Source organism: Haloplanus sp. GDY1 (assembly GCF_023703775.1).
GTDB lineage: Archaea > Halobacteriota > Halobacteria > Halobacteriales > Haloferacaceae > Haloplanus > Haloplanus halophilus.
The window spans coordinates 2,851,202-2,865,179 of sequence record NZ_CP098514.1 but is presented as its reverse complement, the minus strand read 5'-3'; the positions used below and the strand labels follow the sequence as shown (position 1 = coordinate 2,865,179).

Here is a 13,978-nt window from a genome sequence, read left to right as displayed (position 1 = left end):
GGCCGAGCGCGCGGCGGACCCGGGGGCCGGTGACCGGCGTGACCGACGGCGGGGACGCGGACCGGTCGCGCGTTCGCCCGCCGTCCGACGGACGGCGGGGGTTGCTCCTCGGGGCTCTGGTGGCCCTCGTCGCGGTTCGCCTGCTCTCGCTCCCGGCGGTGATCCACCCGGACGGCGTGGCCCTGCTGTCGAACGACCCCTACTTCTACCGGACGCTCGTGGACCGGACGGTCGCCGCGTCGGCGTTGCCGCCGCGGGCGCGGGTTGGCGAACCGCTGTTCGTGGCGACGCTGGCCGCGGCCGCGGCCCTCGTCGGATCGAGCGGTGTCGCCCTCGCGGTCTACCCGCTCGTGGCAACCGTCCTCTCGGGCTGGCTCGTCCACGCGACGGCGACCCGGGTGACCGACGACCCGCGCGTCGGCCTCGCCGCGGTGCTGTGGCTGGCGACGGTGCCGGTCCACGCCTGGCGGACGTCGCTCGGCGCCGGCGACCACCACGCCTTCGATTACCTCTGGGTGGCGCTGACGCTGTGCTGTCTCGTCTCGCTGCCGACGGCGTCGGGGCGGGAGCGGCGGCTCCTGACCGCCGCCCTCGGCGTCGCGGCCGCGGGACAGGTACTCGCCTGGGAGGCCGGTCCCTTGCTGCTCCTCCCCGCGGCCGTCGGCGTCGCCGGCCTCCCGCTCCGGCGGCCGGCCGACGCCCCGTCGCGACTGCGGCCGGTCGCCGCCGGGTTCGGCGTCGCGGCCGCCCTCGCGGCCGCGGTCCACGCCGGTCTCGGGTGGGGGTCCGCGCCCGTCGTCGCCGCGCCCGCGCTCCTGTGTCTCGGCGCCGCGGGCGCGACGGCGCTGGCCGGGGCGGCGGGGCGGACGGCGCGCCCCCGGGCGACCTACGCGGCCGGCGGCGCGGTCGGCCTCGGCGTCGCGGGCGCGGCGCTGTGGTACGGGGCGCCCGCCTTGCGCGCCGAGGCGGTCACGGGCGCGGCGTTCCTCGGACGCGCCGGCACCTGGGAGATGGCGGGGCTGTTCGGGACGTTCGGCCCCGCGCTCGGCCCGCTGATCCTGCTCGGCTACGCCCCCTTCGTCGCGGTCGCGGCGCTCCCCGCCGCGGCGCGGGGGCTGTGGAATGGGGAGGCCGGCTGGAGCTTCGTGACCGCCTACGCGCTGGTGTTCGGTGCCCTCGCCGCGGACCACCGGCGCTTCGCCGGCGAGTTCGCGGTGCCGCTCGCCGTCCTGTCGGGGGCGGGGCTGGTCGCCCTCCTCGGATACGTCGGCGTCGTCGGGTCCGGGACCGGAGCGACCGAGACGCGGGTGGAGTCCCCGGACCGGCGGCGCGCGCTCCTGCTCGGCGGCGTCGCGCTCGCGGCCTACGCCCCCGGCGTCCACTTCGCGCGACTCGTCGTCGGGGAGATGACCGTCGACCCGCGGCTCTACCGCGCCGCGCGGTGGATCGAGGGGTACGCACGGCGCCGGGGGCTCGACTACCCCGCGAACTACGTCCTGAGCGAGGAGGGGCGCAATCGGATGTTCAACTACTTCGTGAACGGGCGGGGGCTGTCGGCGTCCTTCGCGGCGGAGACGTACGCACCCCTCCTCACCACCGGTCGGCTGTCGTCGTGGCACGCCCGACTCGCCGACCGCGTCGGCTTCCTCGTCGTGCGCACGGTGCCGGCCTACGAGTCGGCGCCCGAGGGACTGGTGTCGAGCGGGCCGCGGAACTACCGACGCCTCCACCACCACCTCGGGAGCGCCGCGGACGGCTTCGACGGCGTCGGCCACTACCGCGCCGTCTACACGAGCCCCGACGGGTTCGTCTCCGTCTTCGAACTCGTGTCCGGGGCGACCATCAGGGGCCGGGGGCCGCCGGGGGAGCGCGTCGTCGTCGGGACGACGGTGGCGCTCCCCCACGGCACCCTCGACTTCCGGCGGGTGGCCGTGACGGGCGACGACGGCGCGTTCGCCGTCACCGTCCCCCATCCCGGGCACTACGAGGTGGGCGGGCGGGTGGTCCGGGTGACCGAGCGGGCGGTGCGACGCGGCGCGACGGTGACCGTCGGCTCCGATGGGGGCGTGTGAGCGCGGCTCACGGAACGGATTTAGGACGCGAGACCCTTTCGAGGCCATGAACTACGATTCTGCCCTCGACCGCGCCTACGACACGCTGCCGGAGCGAACGCGCGAGGCGGGCGACCGCCTGCAGGTGCCGGATCCGGTCGGCCAGACCGACGGCGCCTTCACCCGACTGACGAACCTCGGCGACATCGCGGAGGCGCTGGACCGCGACCCGGAACACCTCCACCGGTCGATCCAGCGGGAACTCGGGACCAACGGCCAGTTCGACGGCGACCGTGCCCGGTACAACGGCTCCTTCTCCGCCGAGGAGTTCGACGCCGCCATCGACGCCTACGTCACCGAGTACGTCACGTGTTCGGAGTGTGGCCTACCGGACACCAACCTCGTTCGCGAGGACGGCGTCGACATGCTCCGGTGTACGGCCTGCGGGGCGTTCCGACCGGTCGCGAAGCGGCCGAAGCAGAGCTCCGACGCCAGCCAGGCCACGCTGGAGGAGGGCGAGACCTACCAGTTCAAGATCACCGGCACGGGACGGAAGGGCGACGGCGTCGCCGAGCGCGGCAAGTACACCATCTTCGTGCCCGGCGCGAAGGAGGGGCAGGTCGTCGAGGCGTACATCGAGAACATCAGCGGGACGCTCGCGTTCGCACAGCTGGCCTGAAGCGAAACCCATAGCCCGCCGGCCGCCGTCGTCGGCCCATGCGACTGGCACGCATCGCCACCCCCGAGGGACCGCTCACCGGCGAGTACGACGACGGCGTCGTCCACGCGGACGGCGAGGCGTACGTCGTCGGCGAGGACGCGCACCTGATGGCCCCGTGTGATCCCGACGCCATCTTCTGTACCGGCCGAAACTTCGGCGCGAAGATCGACCAGATGGGCGAGGGCGACCTCCCCGACCGCCCGGACTGGTTCGTCAAGCCGCCCCACTCGCTGCACCCGCCCGACCGGCCGATCCGGTATCCCGACTGGGTGAGTTCGTTCACCTACGCGGGCGAACTCGCGGCCGTGATCGACGAGCGGTGTCGCGACCTCTCGGTCGAGGCGGTCGACGACGCGCTCCGCGGCTACACCGTCCTGAACGACCTGGACGCGTACGATCAGGACCGCCGGACGGCCCGCAAGGCCTTCGACGGGTCGGCGCCGCTCGGCCCGTGGATCGAGACCGACGTCGACCTCGACGGGATGGCGATGGAGACGGTCGTCTCGGGCGAGCAACGGCAGTCGGCGACGACCGACGAGATGATCTTCCACCCCGAGGAGGTGGTCGCCTTCCTCTCGGAGCGGTACACCTTCCGCCCGGGCGACGTGATCTCCTTCGGCAGTCCGGCCAACCCCGGCCTGCTCGAACGCGGCGACACGGTGTCGATCACCTACGAGGGCGTCGGAACGCTGCGGAACACGGTCGAGTAGGCCGAAACGTCTTTGCCGGGGCGGCCGGGCACGGCACACATGGCCGACCGCCTCGACCTGTCCGACGGGTTCGACGTCCACGACTACCGAGCGGGCCTGAAGCTCCACACACAGGACGGGTCGTCGATGTACCTGGAGAATCGGTCGGGGCTGGAGTGTCCGGCCTGTGGCCGGGAGTTCGGCCGCCTGTTCGTCTCGGCGGACGACCGGGTCACCTTCGGCAACCCGCCCGACGCCCCGTTCTGTCTCGCGCGGACGGCCGAGCGGTTGCTGCTGTTGACCCACTGAGCATCGAGCGCGGAACCGAAAAGGGTGAGAGTGTACGCACGGAATCGACCGGTACCGATGTACGAGGACATCCTGGTGCCGACGGACGGGAGCGAGTCGATGGACGCGGTGGTCGACCACGCCGCCGACATCGCGTCGGGACGCGACGCCACCGTACACGTGCTCTACGTGATCGACGACCGCTCGTTCCTGACGCTGCAGGACGGCATGAAGGCCGACGTGGTGGACGAACTGCGGGCGGAGGGCGAGGCCGCCACCACGTCCGTGGCGGGACAACTCGAAGGCGAAGGGCTCACCGTCCGGACGGAGATCCGCAAGGGCGACCCCGCCGACCAGGTGCTCGCCTACGCCGACGAGGCGGGGATCGACCTCGTCGTCATGGGGACCCACGGCGCCGACTACCAGCAGAACATGCTCGGCAGCGTCTCCCAGAAGGTCGTGACGGTGTCCGACGCCCCCGTACTCACCGTCAACATCGCCGGACAGGGTTAATCGGGGTCGAAGTCGAGGGCGACGGAGTTGATGCAGTAGCGCTCGCCGGTCGGATCGGGGCCGTCCTCGAAGACGTGACCGAGGTGGCCGCCACACCGCGAACACAGCACCTCGGTCCGGGTCATGCCGTGACGGGTGTCCGTCTCCAGTTCCACGGCGCCCTCGACGGCGTCGTAGAAACTCGGCCACCCCGTTCCCGAGCCGAACTTGGTGTCGGCGTCGAACAGGACCGCCCCACAGCCGGCGCAGGTGTAGGTGCCGTCGGCCGTCCGGTCGAGGTGGTCGCCGCTGAACTTGGGTTCGGTGCCGCGTTCGCGCAGGATGTGATACTCCTCGTCGGTCAGTCGCTCGCGCCACTCCTCGTCGGAGAGGTCGGCCAGGGATCGGTCGGACTCGTTCTCGCTCATGGGGGCGGTAGGCGTTCCACGCCCATAGCCTCGGCGGCGCGCGTCGTCGGCGCTCCCGTTGGCGTCGTCAGTCGCTCACCGTGGCCTCGCGCGTCGGCACGCCGTCGACGTCCAGCAGATCGGTCAGGCCGTCGAGTTCGTAGGTGGGGCTGACCGAGAGGTCGTACGACTCGCGGTGGGGGCGACGGAGGAAGGCGGCGTCCAGGCCGGCGGCCCGCGCCGCGAGCACGTCGGACTCGCTGTCGCCGACGAAGAGCGCCGACTCGACGTCCAGGTCGGCGAGCGCCCGGCGGAGGTAGTAGGGTTCGGGTTTCTTGCGGTCCAGGCTCCGGATCGTCGGGGCGCGGCCGTAGGCCGTCCGGAAGAGGTCGCGGGTGGCGAAGAAGTCGTGCATGAACTCGACGGTGTCCTGCTGGTTCGAACTGACGATGCCGCGAGGCGCGTCGATTTCGCGGACGGCGTCGAAGTCGTCGTAGAGGGTGGCACGCCCGGCACGGAGTTCCGCCCGCTGGGCGTGCGAGGAGTGGTAGTCGCGGGCGCGCCAGAACCGCTCAGGGTCGAGGTCGTAGCGCGCACACACCGTCGAGAGGACGTCGGGCGTGACGCCGATGGCGAGTCGGTCCACGTCGTCCGGGTCCGGGTCGGGGACGCCGAGGGCGTCGAAGGCCTCCCACGTGGCTCGCCGGAGGACCGACTTCCCCATCGGTTCCACGAGGACGCCGTCGTTGTCGAACAGGACCGCCTCGTAACTCATACCTCGACGTAGGCGCCGGCGACGAAAAGCGTTTCACCGACCGACCGCACCCCAAGGGGTTTAATTCGGTCGGCACCGATGTCCGCCCCGATGGTCGACGACCGTGTCGGACGGCGCACGCTCCTCGGCGCGGGGGTCGGGTTGCTGGCGTCGCTGGCCGGCTGTTCGGGGCTGTTCATCGAACCGGAGACGACGACGCCGACGGCCGGCGCCGACTCGACGGCCACGGCGACGCCGACGGCGCGGCCCGCGCCGACGGACCGACCCGCGCCGACGGCGAGGCCCACCGCGACCGCCGCGCCGCTCCCGAGCGACCGCATCGAGGTGCGAAACCGCCTGCTGACCGTCGACCGGAGCCAACTGGAGAAGTTCGCGCTCGTGACCTACCGGTTCGACGTGGAGAACGTCGGCCGCCGGACGGTCAGGGACGTCGAGTTCCGGGTCGACGTCCGATACGACCACGAGGAGCTCTCCCGCGTCGTCGCCACCGCCTACCCTCGGTTCGTGTTCGACCCCGGTGGCGACGAGGGAAGCGACGAGGCACGGGAGGGGCTCCAGCCCGACGAAACCGACCGGGTTCGCGGCGAGACGCGGTTCGAGCGCGACGGCCGGGCGGAGAACTCGACCGCGGTCGAACGGTTCGACCTCGAACTCTCCGTTCGGCGGGTTCGCTACCTGTAATCCCCACAAGATACTTAGCCGGCAGCGGGGTACAGTTCCACGATGGGGAGGCAGTCGCAACCACGAAGGCGGCACAGCCGCCGGATCACCCTGGCGGTCGTCGTTCTCCTGCTCACATCGGGAGTCGGGGGCGTGGTCACGGCACAGGACGCCGACGACCTCCAGTTCGAGAGCGCCGTCACGACCGAGCAGCGCGGCGACCTCGCCCGACTGTCGATGCAGGTCGGCGACCGGGATCGGGTGACGCTCATGGTGCGGGCGCCGGACGGGAACTACGACGCCCGGATCCGGGCCGTCGACGCGAACGACGACGGCCACGTCACGGTGACGCTCGACACCTTCCAGGCCGGCTGGACGGCCGACGAATCGGCGGCGTACGCCGTCGAGTCGGGCGACCGCCTCACGTCGGTCAGGCGGCGAACGGACCGCCTCGCCGGCCCGCTGCCGACGGGCCGATACAACCTCGTCGCCGTGGCGGGGGGCGACAGCACGTCCGCGTCGCTCGTCGTGAACCCGGGACGGATCGGCTCGGCGACGGCGGCGACGGTCCCGCGCGACCGCCTCGAACCGGGCGCGGCGAGCGCGGTGCCCGGGACGCCACGGTTCGAGACGGGACGGGTCGCGACCGGTGATCACGCGGTCGTCGCGGTCAACGCCAGCGGCCTGGGCGGCGTCCTCTCGTCGACGCAGCCACCCGGCGAGAACCTCGTGTACCCGACCGACAGCACGCCCGGGGCGTCGACGACCCACACCGTCAGCGTCGACGCCGACCGGACGGTCACGCCCGACTCGATCACCGTCGAGTACGGCGACACCGCGCCCCAGTCCCTGGAGCGCTTCGACGCCGAGCGCGTGCGTCACCTCGGCGTCGACCGGGACGGCGACGGCATCGTCGAGACCGACCTCCGGCCCGCGATAGCCGGCGTCGACGCCACGGAGCGCTCGCTCACGCTCCGCCTCGACACCGAGGCGACGATGGCGGCGAACGAGACGCTGCTCCTGCGGTACCGCGCGACGAACCCCGGTGAGGCGGGAACCTACGGGGTGCGCGCGACGGTCGGCGAGACGGTCGAAACCGACGGACGGGTGGTGTACGGGATGGCGGGTCGCGGCACCCTCGGCTACGGGATCGACCTGGGGCTGGCCGCCGACGGCGACCGGACGGTCGTCGATCCGCTCGCGGCCGTCGAGTACCACTACGACGGCGACCGCCTGTACGCGCTGGTGAACACGACCGGGCTGACCGCGGGCGAGCGCTACACCGTGGGTCTGATCCGGTGGGGCGCGAGTCCGCTGGGGACCGAAACCCGGGCCGCCGCCACGAGCGTGACGATCACCGAACGGCGGGCGACGCTCGTCGACCCGGCGCCCGAAGACCCCTTCGTCGTCGCGAGCGGCGAGCGGACCGTCCGCGTCGAGACGACGCTCGCCCCGACCACCGAGGTGGTGGTCGAAGTCTCCGGATCGGCGCCGAACAGCTTCCTCTTCCGGCAGTCCACGCGGGTCGACGCCGACCGGCGACTCTCGGCGACGTTCGACCTGCCGGCGGCCGAGACGCGCCAGTCGATCACGGTTCGGATCGTCGACGACGGCCGGGTCGTGGGGCAAGCGCGCGGCGAGGTCCGGGCGAATAGTTAAGTCGGTTCGGCATCCCCGATTCGGTGTCCAATGCTCCCGCTCGCCGCGGTCGCTCTCGGCCTCGCACTCGTCCTCGCGGGGGGCGCGTACGCCCTCGCCAGCGTCGACGCCGTCGACCACCGCGCGGCGCTCGTGGGTGCGGTGGCCCTGCTGGCCGTCGGGGGCGTCCTGGCGGGCGCGGGGCCGGTGGGGTCCGACGCTCGGACGGCCGACGGGGCGACGGCCGTCGGCGACCGGTCGCCGGCGACGGCCGCCGCGACGGGCGACGCGGAGCGGGCGGCGACGCGAACGGCGGCGGCGACCGACGCGACGACCGATGCGGCGAACGACACGGTGACCGCCACCGTCGTCGGCGCGTCGGCGGGCGACTGGCTCACGTACCGAACGGCCGCGGGGGCGCGGCGGACGGTCCGGCTGGCCGGCGTCGACGCGCCGGGCGTCGACGGCGACGACCCCCGACAGTTCGACGGCGTGCTGACGGGGAGTCGGGGACGGACGTGCCTCGCAGACCACGGACGGCGGGCGCTGGTGTCGCTGCGGACCGACCTCGTCGGGACGTCGGTGACCGTCGACCCCGTCGAGCGGGCCGACGGCGTCGACGCCGCCGTCGTGACCGTCGACGGGCAGTCGATCAACCGGCGGATGGTGGATCGGGGGCACGCTCGGGCGAGGGGCGGCCGATACGCGGACGCCGAGCGGGCCGCCCGGAGCGCCGACCGGGGCCTCTGGTCGTGTTCGGTCGTCGCGCCGGACCGCCCCCTCCGCGAGTCGAACGTCCCGAACGTCCGCATCGCCGCCGTCCACCCGAACCCGCCCGGCGACGACGGCGCGTCCCTGACCGAGGAGTACGTCGTCATCGAGAACACCGGCCCGGAGACGGTCGACCTCTCGAACTGGTATCTCGTCGACGGCGACGGCCACACCTACTTCTTCTTCGACGGCCGGGAGCTTCGGCCGGGGACGGAACTCGTCCTCCACGTCGGGGCGGGACGGGACCGGGAGGGACACGTCTACTGGGGAGCGTCGACCCCGGTGCTGGACAACGATCACGAGTCGCTGAAACTCGTCGATGGCGACGCTGACCGAGTGGTCAGGTTCTCCTACTGACCGAGACGCACGGAGCGGGTCGACGGCGGCGGTCCCCCGCGAAAAACGGTTCTAACGTTCAATTTCGTTTGAGTTTGATACCTCGGATCGTCATCGTTATCATCGGCCGACCGAAGGTGGCACCATGAGGCGGATCACGGTTCTGGCGGTCGTCGGTCTGTTGCTGGTCGCGCCGGTCGTCCCCGCCGTCGCGTCGACCGTCGTCACCGGGAACCCGGAGCTGAGTTTCAGCGTCGCCGACGACACGTTCAGGGCGAACGAGGAGGCCAGGCTCACGGTCGTCGCCACCAACGACGGGAAGATCGACGACGGAGGCGTCGGCCGGTTCGAGGACCAGGTACAGACCGCACGGAGCGTCCAGGTGGACGTACTCGACCGGCGGATCGACGCGCCCATCGAGGTGAACACGGGCACCGTGACGACCGGGAGTCTCGGGCCGGGCGGCGCCGCCGAGTTCGGCTTCGACCTGGAGATCGGCGACGCCGAACCGGGCACCTACACCGTCCCGGTCGAGGTCACGTACCGACACGCCCGCGCGGTGATCTTCGACCAGACCAGTTCGGGTCCCTCCGAGATCGAGTACGTCTGGCTCGACAAGGAGCGGACGGTCGACCTGACGATCCACATCGAGGAGCGCTCCGAGTTCGGGATCGTCTCCGAAGGGGAGAACGAACTGTTCGCGGGCGACACGGGGTCGCTCTCCTTCACCATCGAGAACGTCGGCGCACAGACGGCGCGGAACGCGACGGTCCAACTGACGTCGAAGGCGTCGGGGCTCTACTTCGGGAGTCCGGCCAACCCGTCACCGACGAACGGCGTGTTCGTGGAGTCGCTCGCCCCGGGCGAGACGCGCCGGGTGTCGGTGCAGGTGGGCGCGACCGACGACCTCTCGCCGGGGACCTACCCGGTCGACGCCGTGGTCTCCTACCGTGACGAGAACGACATCGCGGCGGCGTCGGACACGCTGACGACGGGAGTGCGGGTCCGGCCGGAGCGGAGCTTCGCCATCGAGAACCTGCGGACCGAGCGCTTCCGAGTCGACGAGTCCGAGGCGCGGATCACGGGCGAGGTGGTCAACACGGGTCCCGCGGTCGCCCGGAACGTCGTGGTCCGGATGAGCGGCAGCGAGACGGTGACGCCGACGAACGGCGAGACGGCGGTCGGTGATCTCGATCCGGGCGAGTCGGCGGCCGTGAGCTTCACCACCGCCGTCGCCGGCGACGCCGAACCCGGGACGAACTCCTTCGCGTTCGCGGTGGAGTACGAGAACGCCGACGGCGACGTGCTGACGACGGCGAACCCGCTGCGGAAGACGGTGACCATCGAGCCCGAGCGCGACGCGTTCAGGGTGACGAACGTCTCGACGACGGTGACCCCCGGCGGGACGGCACAGCTCAGCGCGGACGTGGAGTACCTCGGCGACAGCCCCATCTCGGCGGCCAACGCGCGGCTGTTCACGAGCGATCCGCTCTCCACCTCCGACGACGGGGCCTTCCTGGGACGGATGGAGCCCGGCGAGACGGCGACGGCCACCTTCCGGATCAGCGCGACGAGCGACGCCCTCCCCAAGGAGTACGCCGCGTCCATCGAGGTCCGGTACGACGAGCAGGACGGCGACACGGAGTTCACCGAGGGGATGCCCATCGGCGTCGGCGTCGAGGAGTCCTCGGGTGGGCCGCCCGTGCTGCCCATCGCGGCGGGCGTGATCCTACTCCTCGTGATCGGCGGCGGCCTGTGGTACCGGCGACGATGACCGAGCCGTCGGCGGTCGCGAGCGCGAGCCACCGTCGACAGCCGGGGGTGGACTGATGCACGCGCTCCGCGAACTGTTCCGTCGGGTCGGCAACGAGATCCAGGCCCACCCGGCCGCCACGCTGCTGGTCGCGCTGGTGTTGCTCTTCGCCGCCTTCGGGGGCGCCGCACAGATCACGAGCGTCACGGGCGACCAGGCGTTCACCGGCGACAACCCGACCCTCGAGACGTTCACCGACTCGTTCGACCGCGGATCGATCTCGGTGTTGCTCCGGGGGGAGACGACCGAGCCGGCGACGCTCAGGGCGATCGCCAGGTTCGACGACCGGATGTCGGCGGTCGAGAACGTGGCCTACGTCTCCAGCCCGGCCGATCCCGTTCGAGCCGAGTACGGCCGGATCCCCGGCTCCGAGGCGAAGATCGAGCGCGTCCTCGGCACCCCGGACGTCGCGTTCGTGCAGGTGGTGTTCGAACCCGGACTCACACAGCCCGAGGAGCGGCCGATCTACACGGAGGCGCTCGCGGCCGAGGAGTGGGCGCGCTTCCCCGCCGGCGTCGACGTGATCGTCACCGGCTCGGCGGCCTTCTCGGCCCAGCTGTCGGAGCTCATCGGCCAGAGCACCAACCAGTTGCTCGGCCTGGCGGTGGGGCTGATGATCGTCGCCCTCTTTTTCCTCTTCCGGGGGGTTCGGCTGCGGCTCCTCCCCATCGTCGCGGTGTTCACCGGGGTGCTCTACACCTTCGGCGCCATCGGCTACGCGGGCATCCCCAACTCGACGCTGACGAGTTCCGTCTTCCCCATCCTGATCGGGCTGGGCATCGACTACTCCGTCCAGTTCCACGAGCGCTACGAGGAGGAACTGGAGTCGGCGCCGCCGGAGGAGGCGCTCCCGCGGGCGCTCTCGGGGATCGGGCCGCCGGTGTTCGTCGCGATGCTCGCCGCCGCGCTCGGCTTCGGCGCGACCTGGATCTCGACCCTCGGGACGCCCGCGTTCGTCTGGTTCGCCCAGACCTCCATCTTCGGCGTCCTGCTCACGTTCCTCGCGGGGATCATCGTCCTGCTCCCGATCCTGACGCTCTACGCGCGGTTCCGGCGGCGGGGACTCGGCGAACTGGGACTCCGCGAACTCGCGGACGGCGGGGTCGACGGCCCGCCCGGCGGCGACGGGACGGCCGACGACGACGGCTCGACGAACGAGGGTGACCGCGGGGTCGACGGCCCCGATCCCGACGCCGACGACGAGCGGGTCGGCCTGCTCGGCCGGACGCTCGGACGCGTCTCGCGGACGCTCGCGGCCAACCCCGGGGTCGTCCTGCTGGTCGCCCTCCTCCTGATGGGCGCGGGCTTCCAGGCCGGGCAGGGCCTCGAGACGATGGCGGACACCGAGGAGTTCGTCCCGCAGGACCTGCCGGCGTACGTCGACCTCCAGCAGTTCCGCGCCGTGACCGGCGGCGGGACCGCGGTCCAGTACGACGTGCTCGTCACGGGGAGCGACCTCACCCATCCGGCGGTGTTGGAGTGGATGGAGCAGTTCGAGCAGGTGGCCGTCGGCGCACCGCTGATACGGGGCGTGGACACGCCGGCGTCGCTCGTCGCCGAACACAACGGCGGCGAGATACCCGCGACGCAGGCGGGTGTCGAGCGCGTCCTCGCCGACGTGCCCGAACGGGAGCGCGCCCAGTATTACAACGACGGCGTCGCCCACATCACGGTCGTCGGCGCCCAGGACATGACGACCGGCGAGACGCTGTCGTTCATCTCGAACGTCCGCGAGACGATCCGGTTCAGCAACCCGCCGCCGGGCGTCGACGTGACCCTCACGGGGACCGCCGCCATCACGCCGCCGTCGGTCGTCGAACAGATCGAGAGCCGGAACGTGACGACGGGGCTGGGTGTCCTGTTCGTCTTCGGCCTGCTGCTGGCGTACTACCGGAACCTGGTGAAGGCGGTGGCGCCGCTGGTCCCGATGGTGTTCGTCATCGGCTGGCAGAACCTCTACATGGCGGCGCTGTCGATTCCGGTGTCGCCGCTCGGCGCCTCGCTCGGCGCCATGAGCGTCGGCATCGGCGCCGAGTACACCATCATCGTGATGGAGCGATACTACGAGGAGAAGGCCCAGTCGGGCGTGAGCAACCTCGACGCCGTCGAGACGGCCGCGACCCGCGTGGGGAAAGCCATCTCCGTCTCGGGCATGACGACGGTGTTCGGCTTCTCGGCGCTGACGCTCTCGCCGTTCCCCATCCTGGGGGACTTCGGCTACCTGACCGTGGGCGTCATCTTCCTGACGCTGGTGGCGGCGCTGGCGACGCTCCCGCCGACGCTGATCGTCCTCGACGGCGTGGCCGAGCGACTGGCGCCGCTGTTCGGTGAGCGGACGGCCGACCCCGACCCACAGGGGAACGCCTAACTAGCCGCACGTCGAACGCCCGGCCATGCCGACTGCACCCGCAGACTCGGAGTACGGCACCACACTCGTCCCGACGGTCACACCGTTCGCGAACGGATCGGTGGACGCGGACGCGGTGGCCGACCTCACCGAGTTCGTCCTGTCGAACGGCGCGGACGGGGTCGTCCCCTGTGGGACGACCGGAGAGTTCGCCAGCCTCACCCTCGACGAGTACGAGACGGTCGTCTCGGCGAGCGTCGAGGCGGCGGACGGCGCGCCCGTCCTCCCGGGCGCCGCGTCGTCGAGCGTCGCCGGCACCCTGGAACGGATCGACGTCGCGGCCGACTGCGGCGCCGACGCCGTCCTCGTCGTCCTCCCGTACTTCCACGGCGAGAACGGGCCGGGCGGCAACGAGCGGTTCGTCCGTGCGGTCCTCGCGGAGACCGACCTCCCGGTGATCCTCTACAACATCCCCTCCTGTGTCGGGCAGTCCATCGACGCCGACCTGGTCGAGGCGGTCGCCGACCACCCCGACCTCGCGGGGATGAAGGACACGAGCGGCGACCTCACCCACTTCATCGAGGTCATCCGGCGGACCGGTGACGACTTCCACCTGTTCCAGGGCTTCGACAGCCAGCTCGTCCCCGGCGTGTCGATGGGCGCCACCGGCGGGATCAACGCGGTGGCGAACGTCCTCCCCGGGCTGATGGCCGACGCCATCGACGCGGCCGCGTCGGGGGACCGCGAGCGCGCCCGCGAACTCCAGGTGAACCACGTCGGCCCCATCTTCAACACGTCGGTCGAGTACGGCTTCGCCTCGACCACGAAGGCGGCGCTGGTCGAACGGGACGTCATCGACGACGACGCGGTCCGACCGCCGCTGGTCGAACTCGACGACGAGCAGGTGGCGGAGGTCCGCGAGCGTCTCGACGCCACGCTCGGCGTCGCCGCGGAGTAGCCACGAGGCTTATCCTTCGTCCCGGCGAACGG

13 protein-coding genes are annotated in these 13,978 nt (G+C 71.8%); 11 read left to right on the top strand and 2 right to left on the bottom strand.

The features are described from left to right. Window positions 1–29: 29 nt before the first annotated feature. From NBT67_RS15320 to NBT67_RS15300, 5 genes are read left to right on the top strand one after another with little or no spacing between them, the layout of a single operon-like run. Window positions 30–2,072: a hypothetical protein gene (locus NBT67_RS15320; RefSeq protein WP_251342633.1), complete on the top strand. Its 2,043-nt coding sequence runs from the start codon at window positions 30–32 to the stop codon at window positions 2,070–2,072. Window positions 2,073–2,118: 46 nt separating this feature from the next. Next, on the top strand, window positions 2,119–2,730 hold the full coding sequence (locus NBT67_RS15315; protein WP_251342632.1) for a translation initiation factor IF-2 subunit beta: 612 nt from the start codon (window positions 2,119–2,121) through the stop codon (window positions 2,728–2,730). Between the two features lie 38 nt (window positions 2,731–2,768). Then, window positions 2,769–3,482, top strand: a complete 714-nt coding sequence (locus tag NBT67_RS15310; protein WP_251342631.1) for a fumarylacetoacetate hydrolase family protein — start codon at window positions 2,769–2,771, stop codon at window positions 3,480–3,482. Window positions 3,483–3,521: 39 nt separating this feature from the next. Next, window positions 3,522–3,770 (top strand): DUF7385 family protein, encoded by a 249-nt coding sequence (locus NBT67_RS15305; protein WP_251342630.1) that lies wholly within the window; start codon window positions 3,522–3,524, stop codon window positions 3,768–3,770. Window positions 3,771–3,827: 57 nt separating this feature from the next. Continuing rightward, window positions 3,828–4,262 carry a universal stress protein gene (locus NBT67_RS15300; protein WP_251342629.1) on the top strand — a complete coding sequence of 145 codons (435 nt, stop codon included), beginning with the start codon at window positions 3,828–3,830 and terminating at the stop codon, window positions 4,260–4,262. Here NBT67_RS15300 and msrB read toward each other — a convergent pair. Together msrB and NBT67_RS15290 are read right to left on the bottom strand one after the other, a co-directional pair. After that, a complete protein-coding gene (msrB, locus tag NBT67_RS15295; protein WP_251342628.1) occupies window positions 4,259–4,669 on the bottom strand; it encodes a peptide-methionine (R)-S-oxide reductase MsrB in 411 nt (136 codons plus the stop codon). The genes NBT67_RS15300 and msrB overlap by 4 nt on opposite strands. Window positions 4,670–4,736: 67 nt before the next feature. After that, window positions 4,737–5,423, bottom strand: coding sequence for an HAD family hydrolase (locus tag NBT67_RS15290; protein WP_251342627.1), 687 nt, complete (start codon window positions 5,421–5,423; stop codon window positions 4,737–4,739). A 90-nt stretch (window positions 5,424–5,513) separates the two neighbouring features. Between NBT67_RS15290 and NBT67_RS15285 the strand changes: the two genes are divergently transcribed. The 6 genes from NBT67_RS15285 to NBT67_RS15260 all read left to right on the top strand — a co-directional run bounded on the left by NBT67_RS15285 (window position 5,514) and on the right by NBT67_RS15260 (window position 13,946). Continuing rightward, window positions 5,514–6,104 (top strand): hypothetical protein, encoded by a 591-nt coding sequence (locus NBT67_RS15285; RefSeq protein WP_251342626.1) that lies wholly within the window; start codon window positions 5,514–5,516, stop codon window positions 6,102–6,104. Between the two features lie 132 nt (window positions 6,105–6,236). Next, window positions 6,237–7,742 carry a DUF7827 domain-containing protein gene (locus NBT67_RS15280; protein WP_251342625.1) on the top strand — a complete coding sequence of 502 codons (1,506 nt, stop codon included), beginning with the start codon at window positions 6,237–6,239 and terminating at the stop codon, window positions 7,740–7,742. 30 nt (window positions 7,743–7,772) lie between these two features. Then, window positions 7,773–8,849, top strand: a complete 1,077-nt coding sequence (locus NBT67_RS15275) for a lamin tail domain-containing protein (protein WP_251342624.1) — start codon at window positions 7,773–7,775, stop codon at window positions 8,847–8,849. 124 nt (window positions 8,850–8,973) lie between these two features. Continuing rightward, a complete protein-coding gene (locus NBT67_RS15270; protein ID WP_251342623.1) occupies window positions 8,974–10,602 on the top strand; it encodes a COG1361 S-layer family protein in 1,629 nt (542 codons plus the stop codon). A 55-nt stretch (window positions 10,603–10,657) separates the two neighbouring features. Next, complete coding sequence (locus tag NBT67_RS15265) at window positions 10,658–13,009, top strand: efflux RND transporter permease subunit (protein WP_251342622.1); 2,352 nt, start codon at window positions 10,658–10,660, stop codon at window positions 13,007–13,009. Between the two features lie 25 nt (window positions 13,010–13,034). Continuing rightward, complete coding sequence (locus tag NBT67_RS15260; RefSeq protein ID WP_251342621.1) at window positions 13,035–13,946, top strand: dihydrodipicolinate synthase family protein; 912 nt, start codon at window positions 13,035–13,037, stop codon at window positions 13,944–13,946. The last annotated feature ends 32 nt before the right edge of the window (window positions 13,947–13,978 follow it).